The organism is Bradyrhizobium sp. 26S5 (genome assembly GCF_036923295.1).
Taxonomy (GTDB): Bacteria; Pseudomonadota; Alphaproteobacteria; order Rhizobiales; family Xanthobacteraceae; genus Bradyrhizobium; species Bradyrhizobium septentrionale.
This window is the reverse complement of sequence record NZ_CP145948.1, coordinates 370566-391067: the sequence shown is the minus strand read 5'-3', so window position 1 is coordinate 391067 and position 20502 is coordinate 370566. Positions and strand designations below refer to the sequence as shown.

At 65.1% G+C, this 20502-nt stretch carries 18 protein-coding genes; 7 read left to right on the top strand and 11 right to left on the bottom strand.

Going from position 1 to position 20502, the window contains the following annotated elements:
• Positions 1 to 221: 221 nt before the first annotated feature.
• Positions 222 to 1514, bottom strand: a complete 1293-nt coding sequence (gene ispG, locus V5279_RS01795; protein WP_338694561.1) for a flavodoxin-dependent (E)-4-hydroxy-3-methylbut-2-enyl-diphosphate synthase — start codon at positions 1512 to 1514, stop codon at positions 222 to 224.
• 258 nt (positions 1515 to 1772) lie between these two features.
• Between ispG and V5279_RS01790 the strand changes: the two genes are divergently transcribed.
• Positions 1773 to 2648, top strand: coding sequence for a sulfurtransferase (locus V5279_RS01790; protein WP_338694559.1), 876 nt, complete (start codon positions 1773 to 1775; stop codon positions 2646 to 2648).
• Positions 2649 to 2907: 259 nt separating this feature from the next.
• Here V5279_RS01790 and V5279_RS01785 read toward each other — a convergent pair whose 3' ends face one another.
• Positions 2908 to 3096 carry a hypothetical protein gene (locus tag V5279_RS01785; RefSeq protein WP_029079527.1) on the bottom strand — a complete coding sequence of 63 codons (189 nt, stop codon included), beginning with the start codon at positions 3094 to 3096 and terminating at the stop codon, positions 2908 to 2910.
• A gap of 192 nt (positions 3097 to 3288) precedes the next feature.
• On the opposite strand from V5279_RS01785, the gene V5279_RS01780 reads away from it, so the two are divergent.
• Positions 3289 to 4536, top strand: a complete 1248-nt coding sequence (locus V5279_RS01780; RefSeq protein WP_338694556.1) for a DUF805 domain-containing protein — start codon at positions 3289 to 3291, stop codon at positions 4534 to 4536.
• A gap of 233 nt (positions 4537 to 4769) precedes the next feature.
• On the opposite strand, the gene V5279_RS01775 is transcribed toward V5279_RS01780, so the two are convergent.
• Together V5279_RS01775 and V5279_RS01770 are read right to left on the bottom strand one after the other, a co-directional pair.
• Complete coding sequence (locus tag V5279_RS01775) at positions 4770 to 5645, bottom strand: DMT family transporter (protein WP_414645990.1); 876 nt, start codon at positions 5643 to 5645, stop codon at positions 4770 to 4772.
• A gap of 326 nt (positions 5646 to 5971) precedes the next feature.
• A complete protein-coding gene (locus V5279_RS01770; protein WP_166307899.1) occupies positions 5972 to 6460 on the bottom strand; it encodes a Fur family transcriptional regulator in 489 nt (162 codons plus the stop codon).
• Between the two features lie 153 nt (positions 6461 to 6613).
• On the opposite strand from V5279_RS01770, the gene V5279_RS01765 reads away from it, so the two are divergent.
• The 4 genes from V5279_RS01765 (at position 6614) to V5279_RS01750 (ending at position 11597) form a co-directional block, all read left to right on the top strand.
• Positions 6614 to 7093: a MarR family winged helix-turn-helix transcriptional regulator gene (locus V5279_RS01765; protein ID WP_166301278.1), complete on the top strand. Its 480-nt coding sequence runs from the start codon at positions 6614 to 6616 to the stop codon at positions 7091 to 7093.
• On the top strand, positions 7086 to 8261 hold the full coding sequence (locus V5279_RS01760) for an HlyD family secretion protein (RefSeq protein WP_338694551.1): 1176 nt from the start codon (positions 7086 to 7088) through the stop codon (positions 8259 to 8261). The genes V5279_RS01765 and V5279_RS01760 overlap by 8 nt, the downstream gene beginning before the upstream one ends.
• Before the next feature lie 193 nt (positions 8262 to 8454).
• A complete protein-coding gene (locus V5279_RS01755) occupies positions 8455 to 10011 on the top strand; it encodes an MDR family MFS transporter (RefSeq protein WP_338694549.1) in 1557 nt (518 codons plus the stop codon).
• A gap of 275 nt (positions 10012 to 10286) precedes the next feature.
• Entirely contained in the window at positions 10287 to 11597 is a 1311-nt protein-coding gene (locus V5279_RS01750) for an ABC transporter substrate-binding protein (RefSeq protein ID WP_338694547.1), read from the top strand.
• 242 nt (positions 11598 to 11839) lie between these two features.
• On the opposite strand, the gene V5279_RS01745 is transcribed toward V5279_RS01750, so the two are convergent.
• From V5279_RS01745 to pcaF, 7 genes are all read right to left on the bottom strand, one after another.
• Positions 11840 to 13009: a Gfo/Idh/MocA family oxidoreductase gene (locus tag V5279_RS01745; RefSeq protein WP_338694545.1), complete on the bottom strand. Its 1170-nt coding sequence runs from the start codon at positions 13007 to 13009 to the stop codon at positions 11840 to 11842.
• Positions 13010 to 13025: 16 nt separating this feature from the next.
• The gene (locus V5279_RS01740) at positions 13026 to 13874 is read right to left on the bottom strand and encodes a shikimate dehydrogenase (RefSeq protein ID WP_338694542.1); all 849 of its coding nucleotides are present in this window, start codon (positions 13872 to 13874) and stop codon (positions 13026 to 13028) included.
• 21 nt (positions 13875 to 13895) lie between these two features.
• Positions 13896 to 14372, bottom strand: coding sequence for an SRPBCC domain-containing protein (locus V5279_RS01735; RefSeq protein WP_338694540.1), 477 nt, complete (start codon positions 14370 to 14372; stop codon positions 13896 to 13898).
• A 10-nt stretch (positions 14373 to 14382) separates the two neighbouring features.
• Positions 14383 to 14706, bottom strand: coding sequence for an ArsR/SmtB family transcription factor (locus V5279_RS01730; protein WP_029079517.1), 324 nt, complete (start codon positions 14704 to 14706; stop codon positions 14383 to 14385).
• A 148-nt stretch (positions 14707 to 14854) separates the two neighbouring features.
• A complete protein-coding gene (pcaG, locus tag V5279_RS01725) occupies positions 14855 to 15457 on the bottom strand; it encodes a protocatechuate 3,4-dioxygenase subunit alpha (RefSeq protein WP_338694538.1) in 603 nt (200 codons plus the stop codon).
• A complete protein-coding gene (gene pcaH / locus V5279_RS01720) occupies positions 15458 to 16159 on the bottom strand; it encodes a protocatechuate 3,4-dioxygenase subunit beta (protein ID WP_338694536.1) in 702 nt (233 codons plus the stop codon). It lies immediately after the preceding gene.
• Between the two features lie 105 nt (positions 16160 to 16264).
• Positions 16265 to 17473 carry a 3-oxoadipyl-CoA thiolase gene (pcaF, locus tag V5279_RS01715; protein ID WP_338694534.1) on the bottom strand — a complete coding sequence of 403 codons (1209 nt, stop codon included), beginning with the start codon at positions 17471 to 17473 and terminating at the stop codon, positions 16265 to 16267.
• A gap of 214 nt (positions 17474 to 17687) precedes the next feature.
• On the opposite strand from pcaF, the gene mutS reads away from it, so the two are divergent.
• On the top strand, positions 17688 to 20414 hold the full coding sequence (gene mutS / locus V5279_RS01710) for a DNA mismatch repair protein MutS (RefSeq protein ID WP_338694532.1): 2727 nt from the start codon (positions 17688 to 17690) through the stop codon (positions 20412 to 20414).
• The last annotated feature ends 88 nt before the right edge of the window (positions 20415 to 20502 follow it).

The following is a 20502-nucleotide window of genomic DNA, read 5'->3' as shown; positions in this document are numbered from 1 at the left end:
GTGGAAGCGCAATCTGCACCGCAAACATATCTGTCGTCCCGGACAAGCGCAGCGAAGCGGAGCGCAGATCCGGGACCCATAACCACAGGATCGGGTTTTGCGAAGGCTGGTAACCCACATCTCGCGCCACAACCGCCGCCTGTGGTTATGGGTCCCGGCTCCCGTGCGCAATTGCGCACTAGGCCGGGACGACGATTGAATGGGTCACGAGCGGAGTGAAGCTACTCCGCGGCGCCGGCCTGCTCCGGCACCTTGGCGCCCGCGCCGTACTTCTGATCGATGTAGTCGATCACCAGCGCCTTGAAGTCGGCGGCGATGCCCGGACCGCGCAGGGTGCGGAACTTCTTGCCGTCGACGAAGACCGGCGCGGCCGGCGCTTCGCCGGTGCCGGGCAGCGAGATGCCGATATTGGCGTGCTTGGATTCGCCGGGGCCGTTGACGATGCAGCCCATCACGGCGACGTTGAGCTCTTCGACGCCCGGATACTTGGTCTTCCAGGCCGGCATCTCGTCGCGGATGAAATCCTGGATCGAGCGCGCCAGCTCCTGGAACGTGGTCGAGGTGGTGCGGCCGCAACCGGGGCACGCAGCGACCAGCGGCACGAAGGTGCGGAAGCCCATGGTCTGCAGCAATTCCTGCGCGACCTGCACTTCCAGCGTGCGGTCGCCGCCGGGCTCCGGCGTCAGCGAGATGCGGATGGTGTCGCCGATGCCCTGCTGCAAGAGGATGCCGAGCGCGGCCGAGGACGCGACGATACCCTTCGAGCCCATGCCGGCCTCGGTGAGGCCGAGATGGATCGCGTAATCCGAGCGGCGCACGACTTCCTGATAGACCGCGATCAGATCCTGCACGGCGGACACTTTTGCCGACAGGATGATCCTGTTCTTCGGCATGCCGAGCTCTTGAGCACGCGCGGCCGACAGCAATGCCGACTGCACCATCGCCTCGCGGGTCACCGCGCGGGCGTCGCGCGGATTCGGCAAGGCGATGTTCTCGTCCATCAGCTTGGTGAGCAGCTCCTGGTCGAGCGAGCCCCAATTGGCACCGATCCGCACCGGCTTGTCGTTCTTGTTGGCGATCTCGATGATGTCGGCGAACTGGGTGTCGCGCTTGTTCTTGAAGCCGACATTGCCGGGATTGATGCGGTACTTGTCGAGCGCTTCGGCGCAGGCCGGATACTCGGCGAGCAGCTTGTGGCCGATATAGTGGAAGTCGCCGATCAAAGGCGTGGTGATGCCCATCTTGCGCAGGCCGTCGCGGATGTGCGGCACCGCGGCAGCGGCTTCTTCGCGATCGACGGTGATGCGCACCATCTCGGAGCCGGCGCGGGTCAAGGCCGCGACCTGGGCGATGGTGCCCTCGATATCAGCCGTGTCGGTGTTGGTCATCGACTGCACGACGATCGGCGCACCGCCGCCGACGGCAACGTTGCCGACCATGACTTGCGTGGTTTGGTGCCGCGGCGCGGGGCCTGCGACGTCGTCGTCTTGCGGCAAAATCTCGGGCTTGTTCATGGCGTCTCGAATATCAGGTTTTGGTGACATTCACCAAGGGGGCGATAGGCCACGCGCGCGGCAGGCCAAACGGTCATGTTTCGGAGTGAATTCAACAGCTTATGGCGCCGATTGAGGCCAAAGGCAAGCCATGCAGCGGCGTCCTGCATGCCCAGCTATATTGGGCCGAATTGGGGTGAATCAAAGGGCAAACGACAGCTTTTCATGTGACTTGGAGCATCTTAGCATCCTGTTAAGTGCACACCGGGAGGGCGCGACATGGCCGGCCATAGCGAGCTGATCAGCACGGCGGAACTCGCCGACATCCTGACCCGACCGGATCTCCGCCTGTTCGACTGCACGACCTATCTGGAGCCGGCCCCCGCCGGCAGCGGCGTTCCCTATATTGTCGTCTCGGGCCGCCAGACGTTCGAGGCCGGCCACATCCCCGGCGCGAATTTCCTCGATTTGCAGGCCGAATTCTCCGATGCCCGTACCGAGCTGCGCTTCATGATGCCGCCGACAGCCCAGCTCGAGGCCGCGTTCGGCCGCCACGGCATCTCGGCCAACAGCCGCGTGGTGCTGTATTCGATCGGCACCGCGATGTGGGCGACGCGGTTCTGGTGGATGCTGCACTCGCTCGGCTTCGAGGGTGCCGCGGTGCTCGACGGCAGCATCGACAAATGGACCGCCGAGGGACGCGACATCGAGACCGGGCTCGCCGGCGGCTATCCGCCGGCCACGTTCTCGGCGCGGCCGAAGGACGGCATGTTCGTCGGCAAGCATGACGTGCTCGCCGCGACCACGGAGAGCGACACCGTCATCGTCAACGCGCTCGGCCCGCAATTCTACAAGGGCCTGGAGCCGAGCCGCTACGGCAGGCCCGGCCGCATCCCCGGCAGCGTCAGCGTGCCGGCCGCAAGCTTGATCGATCCCAAGCACAAGACGTTCGTGCCGCTGACGGAGGCCGAAGCGACATTCGCCGCGCAGGGCATCAGCAAGGACAAGCGCGTCGTCGCCTATTGCGGCGGCGGCATCTCCGCGACCATCGACCTGTTCCAGCTGCATCGGCTCGGCTACGACAATCTCACGCTCTATGACGGCTCGATGGGCGAATGGGCGAAGGATGCGTCGCTGCCGATCGAGGTGGGGTAGTGGGACGCCCACAGCTCTCTCCACTCGTCGTCCCGGCGAAGGCCGGGACCCATACGCCGCAGCAATTGTAGCGAACGGGACTCGTCGTTCCAGCGGTGCATAACAATCGGCATTTGTGGTTATGGGTTCCGGCCCCCGTGCGCAATTGCGCACTAGGCCGGGACGACACTGAATTTGTTGCGCCACTTGTGAGTCGCACAACTTGCTGAGTTGCCCGTCGGGTTGTTTTGTCACAGGGCGCAGCGGCACTGCCCAGCAATTACGCTGACTTCTTGACGATCTCGAAACCTCGGGCCGCCAATTCCTTCAGGATGTTCTTTGCCAGATGGGAGCACTCATCCGGCTTGATCCAGCAGGCACTCCGCCAATCCGGATCATCCTCCTTGGAATATGCGGTGAACGCCGACCGGATTCCGGCTTCGATTGCATCGGTGGCATCGACTGGCATAAGCGCGCCTCCACGGCATCCCTCGCATGGGAGACTTCACGTTAGTGGCGGCGTTGACGTAGATCAACACCGTCCGGACTGGCTACCCCTCGGCCTGGTGCCATTGCGCCTGAAGGCTGCAATTGCGCCCGTCGACAATAGAGAAACGTAAATCTTCGCCGCTAGGCTGCCGCCGTCTGCCCGGAGATGGTCATGCATGCCACCGCGTCGATCGCCACCTGCTTCAGGAAATTCGCCGATTTCAGCGGCCGGGCGCCGCGCGCCGAGTTCTGGTGGTTCTTCGGCTTTTGCCTGCTGGTTCTGCTCGCGGCCCATCAGTTCGACAGCGCGATCTACGTCGCCATTGCGATGGCGCTGCCGCTGTTTGCGGTGACGGCCCGGCGCTTCCACGACAGCGGCCTGACCACTGGGCTCGCGGTGTTCTTCGCGGTCGCGCCGTTCGCGATCTTCTACTTCTTTGCCGCGATCCAGGATCGCGTCGAGGCCTGGTTCGGCGTTCACGTGCCGTATGGCCTGATCACCGCCATCCCGGCGACCTGCGCCTTTGCCTTCTCTGGCTTCTGTTTCCTCGCCGCGCTCGCAAGGCGAAGCCAGCCGACCGCTTCGACGGCACCATCGGGAGCCGTTCCGCCTGATGCGGCGGTGGTCGCGAGGCAAGAGGCGGAACGCAAGGTCTCCGGTTTTTCCAAAGCCGTCATGGCCGTATTCGCCATCCCGCCGGATGGCGGGACGCAGGCCGTGGCGGACAAGGCCGACCCTGGCGTCACCGCCGCCTGCGACATCGTCGTCGATCTCTGCGCGCGTTACGGACACGGCATCTCCTCGCCGCCTTTCGACGCGCTGTTGTCAGGGACCGGAGCGCGACTTGAAGCCGCCGGCTGGCGCGTCATGGCGGACGGCGGCCCCGCGATCGACCTGAACCGTCGGGCAAGCGTCAGCGTCGTGAGCAAGCACGCGGCCGACCTCCGCAAGCAGGCCGGCCCAATCGACGTCGACAGCCTCCTGCAGCAGGAGAGAGCGCAGTTGCAGGCGACCGAAACGGCCACGCCGGAGCAGGATCGAACGGCGGCCTACTACACACTCCACGGAGCGGATGCGGATGCATTCATCGCGATCGAGAAGCAGTGCCAGGGCTACAACACCTATTTCAGGATACGCCTTGGCCTTGCCGAACGGCATGAGCGGGCGGCGATGGAGGCATTGCGCTCGTCGACGCTCTACCAGGCGTTCCGCCACGCGTTCTCCGATAGCGCGCCGACCTACCCGGCGTTCGGCCAGAGGATCATCAAGGGCTATCAGCCGATCCTGTACCGGGATGGGCTCGGCACTTCACTTGACGTCACCGATCTCGGCGCCGGCAGCGCGAAGATGCTGTTCGACCGCGGCCTGCATCACCCGGTGGTCTATGTCGACTTCGAGATGCATGAGCGGATGATGTAGCGAGCTGCGGCATTAACCATCCGCGCCAGTTCCATGCCGGAACACCGTACTGATCCGGATTTCTGATGAGCCAGGACGGTCGTAATACAATCTCTGCCGGCACGACGGTAATTTGCAGAGCATTTTTCACGTTTGGGTTTTTACAGGGCCTATTTCAACCGGCAGAAAAGGACCGTCCATGTGACGGTCCTTTTCGATTCAGCACCCCGTCTGCGCCCTACGGTATCTCGACTTCACGCCGGCACATTCGGGTCCGGCGTCACCTTCGGGTCGGGTTTGTTGACGAGATAGAGGCCGGCGATCACCAGCAGCGCGGCAACGCCGAACACCGGCGTCAGCGTGTCGTGCATGATGAAATAGGCCGCGACCACGCCGAACAAAGGCGTGATGAAGGTGAAGGCCGAGAGCTTGCTCGCGGAATAGGTCTTCACCATCGCAAACCAGATCACGAAGGTGCAGCCCACCACCCAGACCGCCTGATAGGCGAGCAGCGAGAGCGACAGCGCGCTTGGCATATGGTCGATGCGCTCGCCCGCGATCCAGGCGGCAAACCCGAGGATCGGAATCGAGATCGCGACCTGGTAGCCGAGCGCCTTTTCCGGCGCAGCCTGGCGCAGGCGCGTGCCCTTGGCGACCAGCGTGGTCGCCGCCCACAGCGCGCCGCCGCCGACCACCATGAGATCGCCGAGCAGCACCTTGGCGTCGACATTCGGTTGCGGCACGCCGATCGCGAGCGCGACGCCGGCAAAGCTCAGCGCAAGGCCGCTCCACTGCACGGTGGAGAGACGCTCGCCGAGGAACTGGTGCGAGCCGAGCGCGACGAAGAACGGCGCGGTGTAGAGGAACACCGAGGCGCGCGAGGCCGAGGTGAAGACCAGTCCGGTGAAGATCAGCACGAATTCGCAGCCGAACATCAGCCCGGCGATCACGCCTGGGACGAGCGAGCCGTCGCGCTCGAAGAATTTGACGCCGCGCAGCCAGCCTACGATCAGCATCACCGGCAGCGCGCCTGAGGAGCGGATCATCGCCTGCAGCATTGGCGGCACATCGGGCAGCGCGAGCTTGACCGCGAGTTGGTTGAAGCCCCAGCTGACGCACAGCATCAGCATCACGGCGATGGCGCCTGGCGGCAGCCCATGGCCGACGCTGACGGGCCTCGTGACGTGGGCTGTGATCGCTTGGGTCGACATGTTTCCTCGCGGGCCGGCCTATCGGGCCTGTTGTTATTCTATTGAGATGAGTGGCTCAGGCGCTCATTGTTGCCTCACCTCTCCCGCTTGCGGGGGAGGTCGCATCGCATCGTAGATGCGATGCGGGTGGGGGCTCTCTCAGCAAAACGACTCGCGGTAACACCCCCACCCCGGCCCTCCCCCGCAAGCGGGAGAGGGAGCGGAGCATCTTCGCGGCAATCGTTTGCCTCAATCGCATCCGCGCATCACGTCTTCTGGCAATGCGCGCAGGTGCCGGCGATCTCGACGACGGACAGTTTCGGGATGAAGCCCGAGGCCCGCGCCGCAGCCGTCAGGCTTTGCGCGACCGGTGCGGCCGGGATCTCGCCGACCGAGCCGCAATGGTCGCAGATCAAGAACGCCACCATCGAGGCTTCGTCATGGTCGTGCGCGCAGGCGAGGAAGGCATTGCGGCTCTCGATGCGGTGCACGAGGCCGTTCTCCATCAGGAAGTCGAGCGCGCGGTAGACGGTAATTGGTGCCGGCCGCGGCATCGTCTTGGCCAGCTCGTCGATCGCCTCATAGGCGCCGAGCGGGCGATGGCTCGACAGCAGCGCCTGCAGCACCTGGCGCCGGATCGGGGTGAATTTCTGGCCGCGGCGCGCACACACCTGCTCGGCATGCGCCATCGCGTCCGCGGCGCAGCGGCCGTGGTCGTGGTCGGGGGCAGGAAAGGTCGGCTTGGCGAGGCTCATACCGCCTGAAGATAGCATTCCAACCCGCGTTCCCAAAGCCCGCCGCTTTGCCGGCCCGCAGCCATGTGCGCAATGCGGGGCAGCCCCCCGTTAACCTGGCATGCAGAATTCATAAGCAAGCTTATTATATCCAAAGCTTATGGAGGCAGATTCATGCGCGGTTCCGTGGATACGGACTTCTTGTTTACGCTGGGCGAGGTGTTCCGCCTGATCCGCGTCTATGCCGACAAGGAGGCCGCCCGCTACGGCATCACCCGCGCGCAATGGGCCGTGCTGTCCAAGGTGGAACGCCAGGAAGGGCTGAAGCAGACCGAGCTCGCTGAGCTGCTCGAGATGCAGCCGATCACGCTGACGCGGCTGATCGACAAGCTCTGTGACAATGGCTGGATCGAGCGCCGCAGCGACGACAGCGACCGCCGCGTCAACCGCCTCTATCTGAAGAAGGCCGCGCGCCCGCTGCTCGGCAAGCTGGCCGGCCTGCGCTCCGAACTCACCGCGACCGCACTCGAGGGCATCAGCCCGGCCGACGCGCACCGCCTACTCACGCAACTGGAATCGATCAAGGAAAACGTTCGCAATGCCATCCAAAGCCCAGCCGGCGAACCCTCCCGAAAGGAACAGCGCTATGGCTGAACCCGTGCTCAAGCTGGCACCCGAGCAGAAGAGCAATCCGGAAACGCCCGCGCCGTCGGGCAAGGCCAGCCGCGCGCCGCGCCGTCGCCTGATGGCGGGCCTGCGGCGCTATCGCCGCACGCTGCTGCTGGTCGTGCTGCCGACCGTGGCCGCGATCGGCGGCATCGTGTTCTATCTCAATGGCGGCCGCTATGTCGGCACCGACGACGCCTATGTCGGCGCCCAGAAGGTGCTGATCACGCCGGAGATCTCCGGCAAGATCGACAAGATCGTCGTCAAGGAAGGCCAGCACGTCAGGAAGGGCGACGAGCTGTTCGAGATCGATCCGGTGCCGTTCCGCCTCGCGGTCGCTCAGGCCAAGGCCGCGCTCGACCAGACCAGGACGACCTATGACAATCTGGTCGACAACATCAAGATCAACAGCAGGATGCTCGAATTCGCCCAGCAGAGCATCGAGTTGAAGAAGAAGGACGTCGACCGCAAGTCGACGCTCGCCAAGCAGAATTTCGGCTCGCAGCTCGACCTCGACAACGCGGCGAATGCGCAGGTGACGGCCGAGAGCCTGGGGCAATACATCAAGCAGCAGATATCCAAGGACAAGACTCAACTGCTCGGCGATGTCGATTTGCCGATCGAGCGGTTCCCGCCCTATGCCCAGGCCAAGGCCAAGCTCGACGACGCGCAGCGCAATCTCGATCACACCGTGCTGCGCGCGCCGATGGACGGCGTCGCAACCCAGGTCGACCAGATCCAGCTCGGCCGCTTCGTCGCCGCCGGTGCGCCGGTGTTTTCCGTGATCGACGTCGACCATCCCTGGGTCGACGCCAACCCGAAGGAAAGCGACTTTACTTACGTGGCGGTCGGCCAGCCGGTCGAACTCGACGTCGACGCGTTCCCGAACCATCGGTTCAAGGGCAAGATCGGCTCGCTGTCGCCCGGCACCGGCGCGCAGTTCGCAATCCTGCCGCCGCAAAACGCCACCGGCAATTTCGTCAAGGTGGTGCAGCGCGTGCCGGTGCGGATCTATTTCGACGAGAACGATCCGTTCGTGAAGAAGCTGAAGGCCGGTATGAGCGTCTATGCCACGATCGACACCAACCACCGCCGCACGCTGGCCGGCCTGCTCGGGCTGTCGCCGGCCTCGGCGCACCCGGACCACCAGGACTAACAATCGAATTGGGTTTTGGTCGAGTTGTCGACCGCAGAGAAAGTGCGCCCCCTCTCCCGCTTGCGGGGGAGGGTCGGGGTGGGGGCTCTCTCCACGAGTCCCACCGTGGAGAAAGCCCCCACCCGGCGCTACGCGCCGACCTCCCCCGCAAGCGGGAGAGGTGATTTCGATCGCTCGAACAGGACTGACCTGAATGAATGCACCGTCACCATCCGCCGTACCCGGCATGCGCCGGAACATGGTGACGATCTGCGCGATGACCGCGACGATCATGCAGGCGCTCGACACCACCATCGCCAACGTCGCGCTGCCCTATATGCAGGGTTCGCTGTCGGCCTCGCAGGACCAGATCAACTGGGTGCTCACCTCCTACATCGTCGCGGCGGCGATCATGACCGCGCCGGTGGGCTGGATCGCCAACCGCTTTGGCCGCAAGCGCATCTTCATCATTTGCTCGGCCGGCTTCACCTTCGCGTCTGTGCTGTGCGGCGTGGCGCAGGACATCAACCAGATGGTGCTGTTCCGCCTGCTGCAGGGTGTGTTCGGCGCAGCGCTGGTGCCGCTGTCGCAGGCCGTGATGCTCGATTCCTACGCGCTGCATGAGCGCGCCAAGGCGATGTCGATCTGGGGCATGGGCGTGATGATGGGCCCGATCATGGGGCCGTCATTGGGCGCCTGGCTGACCGAGACCTATTCCTGGCACTGGGTGTTCTTCGTCAATCTGCCGTTCGGCGCCTTCACGGTGCTTGGCCTTGCAATCTTCATGGACGAGACCAGGCAAGACCACAATCTGCGCTTCGACTGGTTCGGCTTTGGCGCGCTCGCGGTCGCGATCGGCGCGCTGCAGCTCGCGCTCGACCGCGGCGAGCAGCTCGGCTGGCTCGAGTCCAACGAGATCATGATCGAGTTCATCGTCGCGGCGGTCGGCTGCTACTTCTTCTTCGCCCATTCGTTGACGACCGACAGGCCGTTCATCCAGTTCGCGATCTTCAAGGACCGGAATTTTCTCGGCGGCGTCGTGTTCATGACGGTCATGGGCCTCGTGCTGTATTCGACCATGGCGCTGTCCTCACCCTATCTGCAGAACGTGGTCGGCTATCCGATCATTACCGCCGGCCTGCTGCTGGCGACCCGCGGCGCCGGCACCTTCGTCGCGATGATGCTGGTCGGCCGCATGATGCGCTACATCGAGGCGCGCACGCTGATCATCTCCGGCCTGGCGCTGACCGCGGCCTCGCTGTTCCAGATGACCGGCTGGACCGACATGACCCAGGCGAACGAGATCATCATCGTCAGCGTGGTCCAGGGCTTTGGCTTCGGCCTCGTCTTCGTGCCGCTCTCGACGGTGGCGTTCCTGACCTTGCCGAACCATCTGCGCACCGACGGCACCTCGATGCTGACGCTGTTCCGCAACGTCGCGAGCTCGGTCGGCATCTCGATCGTGATCGCCCAGCTGACCGAGGGCGGGCGGCGGATCTACGCAAAACTCTCGGAGCAGATCAATCCGTTCAACCATGCGCTGCAGATGCCCGACATATCCGGCATGATGAACCTCAACACCGATACCGGCCGCGCGATGGCCGACAGGATGGTGGCCGCGCAGTCGCAGATCATCGCCTTCTCGCACGACTACCAGCTGGTGATGCTGTTCATCCTGGTCTCGATCCCGCTCGCGATGATGATCGGCTCAACCAAGGCCGCGCTGCGCAAGCAGTCGGCACCGCCGGACCATGCCGCGGTGATGGAGTAGGTTTTCGCCAAGCGCCCGACTATACGACCCGTCATCCTGAGGTGCTCGCGTAGCGAGCCTCGAAGGATCGACGGCCACCAGCCGGGCCGTGCATCCTTCGAGGCTCGCAAGAGCTCGCACCTCAGGATGACGGTGATGGATTTGATCGCGCGGCCCCTACCAACGAGTGAGACCCTGCAGCCGCAATCGCGTTGACTTTCCGACCTCGCCTCCCAATACTCCCTGGAAAACAAGCAATACCCGTCACAGCAATGACGGCTTCAGGGGAGGACGCGATGCCGACTTCACGCAGGACGCTGCTGAAGACTTCAGCGGCTGCCGCCGCTGCTTTCAGCTTCGATTGGACACGGGCGCAGGCGCAGGCCGAAGCGGTGCGGATCGGTGTGATCTACGACCTGACCGGCCCGTTCGCCGCCGGCGGCTCGGTCGCCTCCTCGATCGGCACGCAGATCGCGATTGATCTCGTCAACGAGAAGGGCGGCGTCGGCGGCAAATACAAGATCGCGCCTGTCAACGTCGATTCCCAGAGCAAGCCCGATGTGGCGATCAACGAGGCCAATCGCCTGATCGACCAGGAGAAGGTCGACATCCTCAACGGCGTGTTCGCGAGCTCGCACGCGGTGCCGCTCGCCGCCAAGGTCGAGCAGCAGAAGCGCATCCTCTGGATCACCACCGCGGTCTCCACCGCCGTGTTCAAGGACAAGAACCTGCAATATGTGTTCCGCGCGCAGATCCATTCCGACCAATACGGCCAGGCCTTTGGCGGCTTCCTCGCCGAGCACGCCAAGGCCAAGCTCGGCATGGACCCGAAGGACGTCAAGGTGGCGCTGATCCATGAGGACGGCCCTTACGGCGTCGGCGTCGCCGCCGCCGACGAAACCTTCGCGAAAGAAGCCGGGCTGCAGGTCGTGCTCAAGGAAGGCTACTCGGCCTCCGCGCCCGACCTCTCGGTGCTGGTGACCAAGCTGAAGCGCGCCAAGGCCGACATTATCTCGCATGCCGGCTACAACCCCGACATCACGCTGTTCCTGCGCCAGGCGCGCGAGAGCGGGCTGAAGTTCAAGATGCTGTTCGGCGCCGGCGCCGGCTACAGCCAGCTCGACAAGCTGCGGACGGCGTTCGGCGCCGACATCGACAATTTCTGCAACATCGACCCCGTTCCGGCGCAGCTGCTCGATCCCGCCAAGCTGGCGCCGGGGGTCGGCGACCTCACCAAGACCATGGTTGCGCGCTATCGCGAGAAGACCAGCGCCACCGAAGTGCCGCCGCACTGCTCGATGGGTTTTAACCAGACCTGGGTGCTGCTCAACAATGTGCTGCCGGTCGCCAAGGAGAAATATGGCGGGTTCGATCCCGAGGCGATCCGCAAGGCGGCGCTCGATGTCGACATCCCGCCGGGCGGCACCATCCAGGGCTACGGCGTGAAGTTTTATCCGCCGGGCACGCCGATGTCCGGCCAGAACGAGCGCTCGACCCCGGTCGTGATGCAGAACGCCGGTGAGCGCATCACCGTGGTGTGGCCGACCAACATCCGCACGCAGGACCCGGTGTTTCCACTGCCGAAGGGATCGGTGTACGGGGCGTAAGGGGTCGATTGTTTACCGCGGCTTGTTGGGAACCATCCCCGTCATCCTGAGGTGCGAGCCTCTTCGGCGAGCCTCGAAGGATGCACGGCCCCACTCTGGCCGATTCATCCTTCGAGGCTCGCCCAGCGGCGCAAGTGCGCCGCAAGGCTCGCACCTCAGGATGACGGGGCTGGCACAGGGATCAGTGAAACGAAGGCAATCACGCTGCCGCCCCCGCGCCCGACCAGTCGCAATGCACGTATCTACAACACCACCCGCCTGCCCTCGTCCGCCGCCCAGTAGCCGGCGTAGTTCACCTTCGTCGTCTCATACGCCAGCGCCAGGTCGGCGAGCGGTTGCCGGCCGGTTGAGACGCATTCCATGAAATCCTGGATCTCCTGCAGATAGCCGCGGGTCCATTCCTCCTCGAGGCAAACATATTGCCAGCCGGTTTTGCGATCGACCTTCTCGGTGATGTAGACCGAGGCGAGCTTCTCCTCTGATGTCTGGTAGCTCGTCAGATGGGTGTTCGGCGTGATGTTGGCGAACAGCGAGCCACCACTCGTGTAGGTCTCGATCAGATTGCGCACGCCGCCCATGATCATGTCGCCGGAAAACACCGTGGCCTTGGTGCCGTCGGAGAAGGTCGCGGTGAGCGTGCCCCAATCCTCGACGTCGACCGGATTGGCCTTGATGAAGGCGCGCTCCTCGGGCTTGAGACCGGCGGTGACATTGCCGACGTCGCAGGTGACGCTGGCAACTGAAATCGTCTCGCCGCGCGCGCGCGCCTCGACCTGCTTGAGATAGAGCACGGCCGAGAGCGGATGGCAGCCCATCCGGATCAGCGAGCCGCCGCCGGTCATCGCCCATTCTGCGGCGTGCGCGGCATGCGAGCCGGAGTGGCTTTCCTCGCCCTTCATGAACAGTATCTTGTCGCCTGTGGCGCGGATGATCTCCGCGGTCTTGGTCACCGCCGGCGCGTAGATCCAGTCCTCGGCATACATGAAAAGTCTTCCGCTGCGCTCGATCGCGGCGCGGGTCTTTTCCATCTCCTCCATCACGCGCTGATACATCAGCGCTTTCGGCACGTGCCTGCCGATCGGCGCCTTGTCGCCGGGCTGCCCGAAATAGCCGCTGAACGGTTTCTCGCAGATCACGTGCTTGCCTCGCTGCATCGCATCCACGATCATCGCGGCGTGCAGGTTCGGCGGCGTGCAGATGTCGATGACGTCAAGCTCGCGGTCGGCAACCAGCTCGGCAAAGCTGCGATAGGCGTTCGGGATTCCGTGCTTGCGGGCGAACTCATTGACATGATCGCCGCGCGCCGCGACCGCCCTCACCTCGATATCGACGCCGTAGACGCGCCGATACGCATACATATGCAGCTCCGACACAAAGCCGCAGCCGGCCAGACCGATCCTGATTTTTGTCATTCAATGTCTCCGCCCTTCAGGCGGATGCAGAGTAGCGCGCAGCCATCACGGCGTCGAATGCATTTGCCATCGCGCCATGCGGCGGCGTCAATCCCGTGAATAGCTTGAACGCATCCGCCGATGCGTTGATCGCGAGATCGCGTCCGGTCAGCACGTTTGCGCCTTTGGCCTTTGCCGCCGTCAGCAGCGACGTCCATAGCGGCGTGTAGACCACGTCGGCGACCCACATCGAGGGACGCAGCAGCGCATCCGGCACCGGCGTGTCGCGGCTCGGCAGCATGCCGACCGGCGTTGCGTTGACGAGACCTGCGGCGCCGTCCACCACGGCCGCGACACTGGCGGCGCGAACCGCATGATCCGCCAACTGGGCCGCAAGCTGCGCGGCCTTGGCGGCATCGGCATCGAAAATACGAAGCTCGGTAACGCCGAGGCCGGCGAGCGCAAACGCGATCGCCTTGCCGACGCCACCGGCGCCAATCAGCGCGATCGGGCCGCGCGGCGCGAGAGCGAGCAGCGGTTCGATCGCGCGCGCAAAGCCTGTTGCGTCCGTGTTATGCCCGACGAGCCGCGCGCCATCGACGACGATGGTGTTGACCGCGCCGATCGCGCGTGCATCCGGCGCGAGGTCATCGAGCAGTTCGACGACCGCTTCCTTGTAGGGAAAGGTGACGTTGACGCCGGCAAAGCCGAGCCGCCTGATACCCCCCAACATCGCGCGCAGATCGTCGCGCCCGGCGCCCTTGACCTCGATCAGCTGGTAGTGACAACGAGCGCCGAGCGCTGCGGCCGCCTGCTCGTGCATCGCAGGCGCCGCCGAATGCGCGATCGGATATCCGATCAGGCCGGTCAGGAAACGGTCGCGCATTGTCCCTCACGTCAGTCGCGCTCAGCTCATGCGGTCGAGCCGAGCATAGCTGTCTTCCATGCCGCGCTCCATGCCGGTCGCGAGCATCGCCGCACGCGTCTCCGCATCCGGCAGCGTCATCCGCAAGGTCATGAGGGTGCCAGTGCCGTCCGGCGCGAACGTGGTCTCGACATGATTGTCCGGCGTCGGATCCGGCAGATGCATGCGCCCGACATGCACGATGCGGCTGAACGGTTCGAGCGCGAGATATTCGCCGGTCTGATGGAAGCCGCGGCCCTTGCCGTCGGTCCATTCGAATCGGATCTTGCCGCCAGGCCGGAGCTCGCTGATGCAGACCGGCATGGTCCAGCCGTCCGGACCGAGCAGCCATTTTTGCAGCAGCTCCGGCTCGGTGTGCGCGCGGTACACCGCCTCGGGCGGCGCAACGAAGCGCCTGGTGACGACGACATGGCGGTCGCCTTCGGTCTTCAGCGTCAGCTTGCTCGTCAACTCGCTCATGGGGCACCTTTCACGTCTCGGGCTTCATCGCGGCCAGCACGCCGTCCAGCCGGTCGTAATTGGTCTCCAGCGCTCGCCGCAGCATGCCGAGCCATTGATCGATCTCGGCGACCGCCGTCGGTGCCAGCCGGCACGGGCGCTTGGTGCCCTCGATCCGCTTCACGATCAGGCCCGCGCCCTCGAGCACCTTGAGATGGCGGGAAATCGCGGGCTGGGTCATCTCGAACGGCTCGACCAGCTCCATCACGGTCGCCTCGCCGAGAGCGAGCCGCGCCAGGATCGCCCGGCGGGTCGGATCGGCGAGCGCGGAGAAGGCGGCATCGAGGTTGGCCATGCTTGATCTCGTCCCGGTTATATAAATTGATTGTTATATAACTAATCATGCATAGTCAACGAAATCCGCTGCGGCGAAGGCGCGCGCAGCGGATTTGTCAGTCTTTTCAATGCTGGATTTGCGCGCCGCCGACGGCGCGCCGCAGCCTCTAGACGTCGAAGAACACCGTCTCGTTGTCGCCCTGCAGATGGACGTCGAACGTGTAGACGCTGCCCGCACCGGCCTTGCGCTTGGCGATCAAGGTGGCGCGGCGGGCGGCGGGCACCAGCGCCAGCACGGAATCGGCGGCGTTGCCGGCCTCGTCGTCGAAATAGATCCGCGTGTAGAGATGCAACAGCATGCCGCGCGCGAACACCGCGAGCGCGACATGCGGCGCCTGCGGCTTGCCGTCGGCATCCGGCACCACGCCCGGCTTGATGGTGTCGAACGCATAGCCGCCGGTCTTGTCGGTGCCGCAGCGGCCAAAACCCTTGAACGAGGAGTTCGGCAGCGCGCGCGCATCCTGCGGATCGGAGAAGCGGCCCTGGCTATCGGCCTGCCAGATCTCCAGCATGCAATCCGGGATCAAAGCGCCGTCGCCGTCATAGACCTTGCCCTCGACGCGGATGCGCTCGCCCGAGACATCGCCCGTCAAGAGGTTGCTGGTGAAGGCGTCGTTCCATTCGTATTCGCCGTTCGGCGTCAGGCCGTATTTGAAATAGGGACCGACGGTCTGCGAGGGCGTGATTCCATCAGGACGCGGGTTCGACACTTACCTGGTCTCCATCGGCGTGGCGTTGCGGCCGCGCAGCACGATATCGAAGCGGTAGCAAAGCGCCCATTCCGGCTTGGTGTTGTCGAGATCGAACGACGAGATCATCCGCGCCCGCGCCTTCTCGTCGGTCACCGAGTTGAAGATCGGATCGTACGGAAACAGGGGATCGCCGGGGAAATACATCTGCGTCACCAGACGCGAGACGAAGGCGTGGCCGAACACCGAGAAGTGGATGTGGGCGGGCCGCCAGGCGTTGTGGTGATTGCCCCAGGGATAGGCACCGGGCTTGATGGTGATGAACTTGTAATAGCCGGCTGCATCGGATTGCGTGCGGCCGGCGCCGGTGAAATTCGGATCGAGCGGCGCCGGATGCTGGTCGACGACATGGATGTAGCGGCCGCAGGCATTGGCCTGCCACAGCTCGACCAGCGTGTTGGGCACGCCGCGGCCGTCTTCGTCCAGCACATGGCCGTGCACGATGATGCGTTCGCCGAGCGGCTCGCCCTTCGCCTGGATGGTGAGGTCGTTGTCGTGCTCGCGCACGGTCTCGTGACCATAGACCGGCCCGGTCAGTTCGGAGAGCGTGTGCCGCATCGGGATCAGCGGCTTTTGCGGCGAACGCTTCACGGTGGAGCGATAGTCCGGCGACAGCCGCGCCGGATGGGCCGCAAGCGATTGCAGCGGATACAGTAAGGTCATGGCGAATTCCTCCGCGGCCCACGCGCCCCGTGAGCTCACCTCAGATCATTATAATGCATAACCAAATTGGGGAAGGACTGTTTTCAGCCCTTCCAAGCTATTGGACTAGTTCAGCTTTTCGATCGCAACCGCGACGCCTTGGCCGACCCCGACGCACATAGTTGCCAAGGCAAGCTTCCCGCCCCGCCTCTCCATGCCGTGCACGGCGGTCAAGACCAGCCGCGCGCCGCTCATGCCGAGCGGATGGCCGAGCGCGATCGCGCCGCCATGCGGATTGACGAAATCAGCATCTTCCTGGACGCCGAGCTGACGCAGGACGGCGATGCCTTGCGAGGCGAAGGCCTCGTTGAGTTCGATCAAATCAAAATCCGACACCTTGATGCCGAGACGCTCGACCAGCTTCCTCGTCGCCGGCACCGGGCCGATGCCCATGATGCGCGGCGGCACCGCGGCCGAGGCGAGGCCGAGGATTTTTGCGCGCGGGGTCAGGCCGTGCTTCTTCACCGCGGCTTCGGAAGCGAGGATCATCGCGGCGGCGCCGTCATTGACGCCGGATGCGTTGCCCGCGGTCACAGTGCCCGGATTGCGCACGATCGGCTTCAACTTGGCGAGACCTTCGAGCGTGGTCTCGGGCCGCGGATGCTCGTCCTTGTCGACGGTGATGGGGCCGGCCTTGCCGCCGGGCACCTGGATCGGGACGATCTCTTCGGCGAAATAGCCCGACGCGATTGCCGCACCCGCGCGCTGCTGCGAACGGATCGCCATCGCGTCCTGATCGGCGCGCGACACCTGGAATTCCTCGGCGACGTTCTCGCCGGTCTCCGGCATCGCGTCGACGCCGTACTGCGCCTTCATCAGCGGATTGATGAAGCGCCAGCCGATCGTGGTGTCGTAGATTTCGGCCGAACGCGCGAAGGCTTCCGGCGCCTTGCCCATCACGAACGGCGCGCGCGTCATCGATTCGACGCCGCCCGCGATCGCGAAATCGATCTCGCCGGCACGGATGGCGCGACCCGCGGCGCCGACCGCATCGAGGCCAGAGGCGCAGAGCCGGTTCAGGGTCTGGCCGGGAACCGACTCGGGCATGCCGGCGAGCAGCAGCGCCATGCGCGCGACGTTGCGGTTGTCTTCGCCGGCCTGGTTGGCGCAGCCGAAATAGACCTCGTCGACCTGATTCCAGTCGAGCGTCGGATGCTTGGCCATCAGCGCCTTGATCGGGGCCGCCGCGAGATCGTCGGCGCGCACCTTGGCGAGCGAGCCGCCGAAACGGCCGATCGGGGTCCGGACGGCATCGCAAATGAACACATCACGCATTGAATCTCTCCCTGAATGCCGCGACTTAGGCGCTGGATCGGCTGGAACTTGAGGTGGGTTTTAGGAGCGTGCCCGCGGCAGGTCAATTGACGCCGCTGCGTGGCATTAGCGCGTTGCCGTGATGCCTTGTCATATCTCGGGTCGTGGACAGGGTGGAAAACCCCTTCTTCTTGGATAGGAGCGCACGACGAAATTTTGTAGTTTCCGCTTCCTCATGACCATCCAGCAACCCATTCCCGCTCCGCCTGAACCCACTCCCGCCGAGGCGCCGTCGCGCGTCACGCCGATGATGGAACAGTATCTGGAGATCAAGGCGGCCCATCCCGGCCTCTTGCTGTTCTACCGGATGGGCGATTTCTACGAGCTGTTCTTCGAGGACGCCGAGATCGCCTCCAAGACGCTTGGCATCGTGCTGACCAAGCGCGGCAAGCATCAGGGCATGGACATCCCGATGTGCGGCGTGCCGGTCGAACGCTCCGAGGATTATCTGCATCGCCTGATCGGCGCCGGGCATCGCGTCGCGGTGTGCGAGCAGACCGAAAATCCCGCCGAGGCAAAAGCCCGCGGCAACAAGAGCGTGGTCCGCCGCGGCGTGGTGCGGCTGGTGACGCCGGGCACGCTGACCGAAGACACGCTGCTCGACGCCCGCACCAACAATTATCTGATCGCGATCGCGCGCGCCCGCGGCTCGGCCGGCGCCGACCGGCTCGGGCTTGCCTGGATCGACATCTCGACCTCGGAATTCATGGTGACGGAGTGTTCGACGGCGGAGCTCGCGGCGACGCTGGCGCGCATCAATCCGAACGAGGCGATCGTCACCGACGCGCTCTACAGCGACAACGAGCTAGCGCCGACCTTGCGCGAATTGCCGTCGGTGACGCCGCTGACCCGCGACGTGTTCGACGGCGCCACCGCCGAACGGCGGCTGTGCGACTATTTCGCGGTTGCGACCATGGACGGCCTGTCCGCGATGTCGCGGCTGGAGGCGACCGCCGCGGCCGCCGCCGTCACCTATATCGACCGCACCCAGGTCGGCAAACGTCCACCGCTGTCGCCGCCGGCGCGCGAGGCCGCCGGCACCACGATGGCGATCGATCCGGCGACCCGCGCCAACCTCGAACTGACGCGCACGCTGGCCGGCGAGCGCCGCGGTTCGCTGCTCGATGCGATCGACTGCACCGTCACCGCGGCGGGCTCGCGGCTGCTGGCGCAGCGCCTTGCCGCGCCGCTGACCGATGTTGCTGTGATCGCGCGTCGGCTCGACGCCGTCACGGCCTTCGTCGCGGATTCGGCGGCGCGCGAGGACGTCAGAACCGTGCTGCGCGCGGCGCCCGACATGTCGCGCGCGCTGGCGCGGCTCTCGGTCGGCCGCGGCGGTCCGCGCGATCTCGCGAGCCTGCGCGACGGCATCCTTGCCGCCGACCAGGCGCTGGAGCTGCTGGCGCAGCTTGCCAATCCGCCGGCCGAAGTGTCGGCCGTGATGGCGGCGTTGCAGCGCCCGTCGCGCGATCTGGCGCGGGAATTTTCCCGCGCGCTCTCCGAACAGCTTCCGCTGATCAAGCGCGACGGCGGCTTCGTCCGCGAGGGCTACGAGGCCGCGCTCGACGAGAGCCGCAATCTGCGCGACGCCTCGCGCCTCGTCGTCGCCGCGATGCAGGCGCGCTATGCCGAGGACACCGGCATCAAGACGCTGAAGATCCGGCACAACAATGTGCTCGGCTATTTCGTCGAGGTCACCGCGCAGCACGGCGACAAGCTGTTCGCGCCGCCGCTGAATGCGACCTTCATCCATCGCCAGACGCTGGCCGGGCAGGTTCGTTTCACGACGGCCGAACTCGGCGAGACCGAGGCCAAGATCGCCAACGCCGGCGAGCGTGCACTCAATCTCGAGCTCGAAATCTTCGAACGCCTGAGCGCGATGGCGCTCGCCGCCAGCGACGATCTGCGCAACGCCGCGCATGCCTTTGCAATGCTCGATGTCGCGACCGCACTGGCAAAGCTTGCGATCGACGACCATTACGTGCGGCCTGATGTCGACGGCTCGCTCGGCTTTGCGATCGAAGGCGGCCGCCACCCCGTGGTCGAGCAGGCGCTGAAGCGCGACGGCCAGCCGTTCATCGCCAATGCCTGCGATCTGTCGCCGGCGCCTGGGCAGAAGTCCGGCCAGCTCTGGCTGATCACCGGTCCGAACATGGCCGGCAAATCGACCTTCCTGCGGCAGAATGCGCTGATCGCGCTGCTGGCGCAGATCGGCTCTTACGTGCCGGCGTCGCGGGCGCGGCTCGGCATCGTCGACCGGCTGTTCTCGCGCGTCGGCGCGGCCGACGATCTCGCGCGCGGACGCTCGACCTTCATGGTCGAGATGGTCGAGACCGCCGTGATCCTCAACCAGGCCAGCGAACGGTCGCTCGTCATCCTCGACGAGATCGGCCGCGGCACCGCGACCTTCGACGGGCTGTCGATCGCCTGGGCCGCGATCGAGCATCTGCATGAGAGCAACCGCTGCCGCACCCTCTTTGCCACCCACTACCACGAGCTGACCGCGCTCTCGGCCAAGCTGCCGCGGATGTTCAACGCCACGGTGCGGGTCAAGGAATGGCAGGGCGACGTCGTGTTCCTGCACGAGGTGCTGCCCGGCTCGGCCGACCGCTCCTACGGCATCCAGGTCGCAAAACTCGCCGGCCTGCCGCCCGCCGTGATCACCCGCGCCAAATCGGTGCTGGCAAAACTCGAGGCACAAGACCGCGGCCAGACCGCGCGCGCTTTGGTCGACGATTTGCCGCTGTTCGCCGTCCCCTCCCGCGCCGCCGCCGAGGACAAGCCGCCGAGCGAGACGGACTTGCTGGTCGAAGCACTGAAGGCGCTGCACCCCGACGAGATGTCGCCGCGCGAGGCACTGGATGCGCTCTATGCGCTGAGGGCGAAGCTGCCGAAGCAGTAGCCGATGCCGTAGCAACCATTAGCTCTTTCGGTTGTGTGCGATTGAATTGCCCGATCGCCGTTGAGACTGACGCCGTGCTCGCGGCCAT

What these genes read in the sequence shown, in the direction of transcription:
- ispG (WP_338694561.1), bottom strand. Translation starts at nt 1,514, where the DNA reads ATGAACAAGCCCGAGATTTTGCCGCAAGACGACGACGTCGCAGGCCCC.
- V5279_RS01790 (WP_338694559.1), top strand. Translation starts at nt 1,773, where the DNA reads ATGGCCGGCCATAGCGAGCTGATCAGCACGGCGGAACTCGCCGACATC.
- V5279_RS01785 (WP_029079527.1), bottom strand. Translation starts at nt 3,096, where the DNA reads ATGCCAGTCGATGCCACCGATGCAATCGAAGCCGGAATCCGGTCGGCG.
- V5279_RS01780 (WP_338694556.1), top strand. Translation starts at nt 3,289, where the DNA reads ATGCATGCCACCGCGTCGATCGCCACCTGCTTCAGGAAATTCGCCGAT.
- V5279_RS01775 (WP_414645990.1), bottom strand. Translation starts at nt 5,645, where the DNA reads ATGCTGATGCTGTGCGTCAGCTGGGGCTTCAACCAACTCGCGGTCAAG.
- V5279_RS01770 (WP_166307899.1), bottom strand. Translation starts at nt 6,460, where the DNA reads ATGAGCCTCGCCAAGCCGACCTTTCCTGCCCCCGACCACGACCACGGC.
- V5279_RS01765 (WP_166301278.1), top strand. Translation starts at nt 6,614, where the DNA reads ATGCGCGGTTCCGTGGATACGGACTTCTTGTTTACGCTGGGCGAGGTG.
- V5279_RS01760 (WP_338694551.1), top strand. Translation starts at nt 7,086, where the DNA reads ATGGCTGAACCCGTGCTCAAGCTGGCACCCGAGCAGAAGAGCAATCCG.
- V5279_RS01755 (WP_338694549.1), top strand. Translation starts at nt 8,455, where the DNA reads ATGAATGCACCGTCACCATCCGCCGTACCCGGCATGCGCCGGAACATG.
- V5279_RS01750 (WP_338694547.1), top strand. Translation starts at nt 10,287, where the DNA reads ATGCCGACTTCACGCAGGACGCTGCTGAAGACTTCAGCGGCTGCCGCC.
- V5279_RS01745 (WP_338694545.1), bottom strand. Translation starts at nt 13,009, where the DNA reads ATGACAAAAATCAGGATCGGTCTGGCCGGCTGCGGCTTTGTGTCGGAG.
- V5279_RS01740 (WP_338694542.1), bottom strand. Translation starts at nt 13,874, where the DNA reads ATGCGCGACCGTTTCCTGACCGGCCTGATCGGATATCCGATCGCGCAT.
- V5279_RS01735 (WP_338694540.1), bottom strand. Translation starts at nt 14,372, where the DNA reads ATGAGCGAGTTGACGAGCAAGCTGACGCTGAAGACCGAAGGCGACCGC.
- V5279_RS01730 (WP_029079517.1), bottom strand. Translation starts at nt 14,706, where the DNA reads ATGGCCAACCTCGATGCCGCCTTCTCCGCGCTCGCCGATCCGACCCGC.
- pcaH (WP_338694536.1), bottom strand. Translation starts at nt 16,159, where the DNA reads ATGACCTTACTGTATCCGCTGCAATCGCTTGCGGCCCATCCGGCGCGG.
- pcaF (WP_338694534.1), bottom strand. Translation starts at nt 17,473, where the DNA reads ATGCGTGATGTGTTCATTTGCGATGCCGTCCGGACCCCGATCGGCCGT.
- mutS (WP_338694532.1), top strand. Translation starts at nt 17,688, where the DNA reads ATGACCATCCAGCAACCCATTCCCGCTCCGCCTGAACCCACTCCCGCC.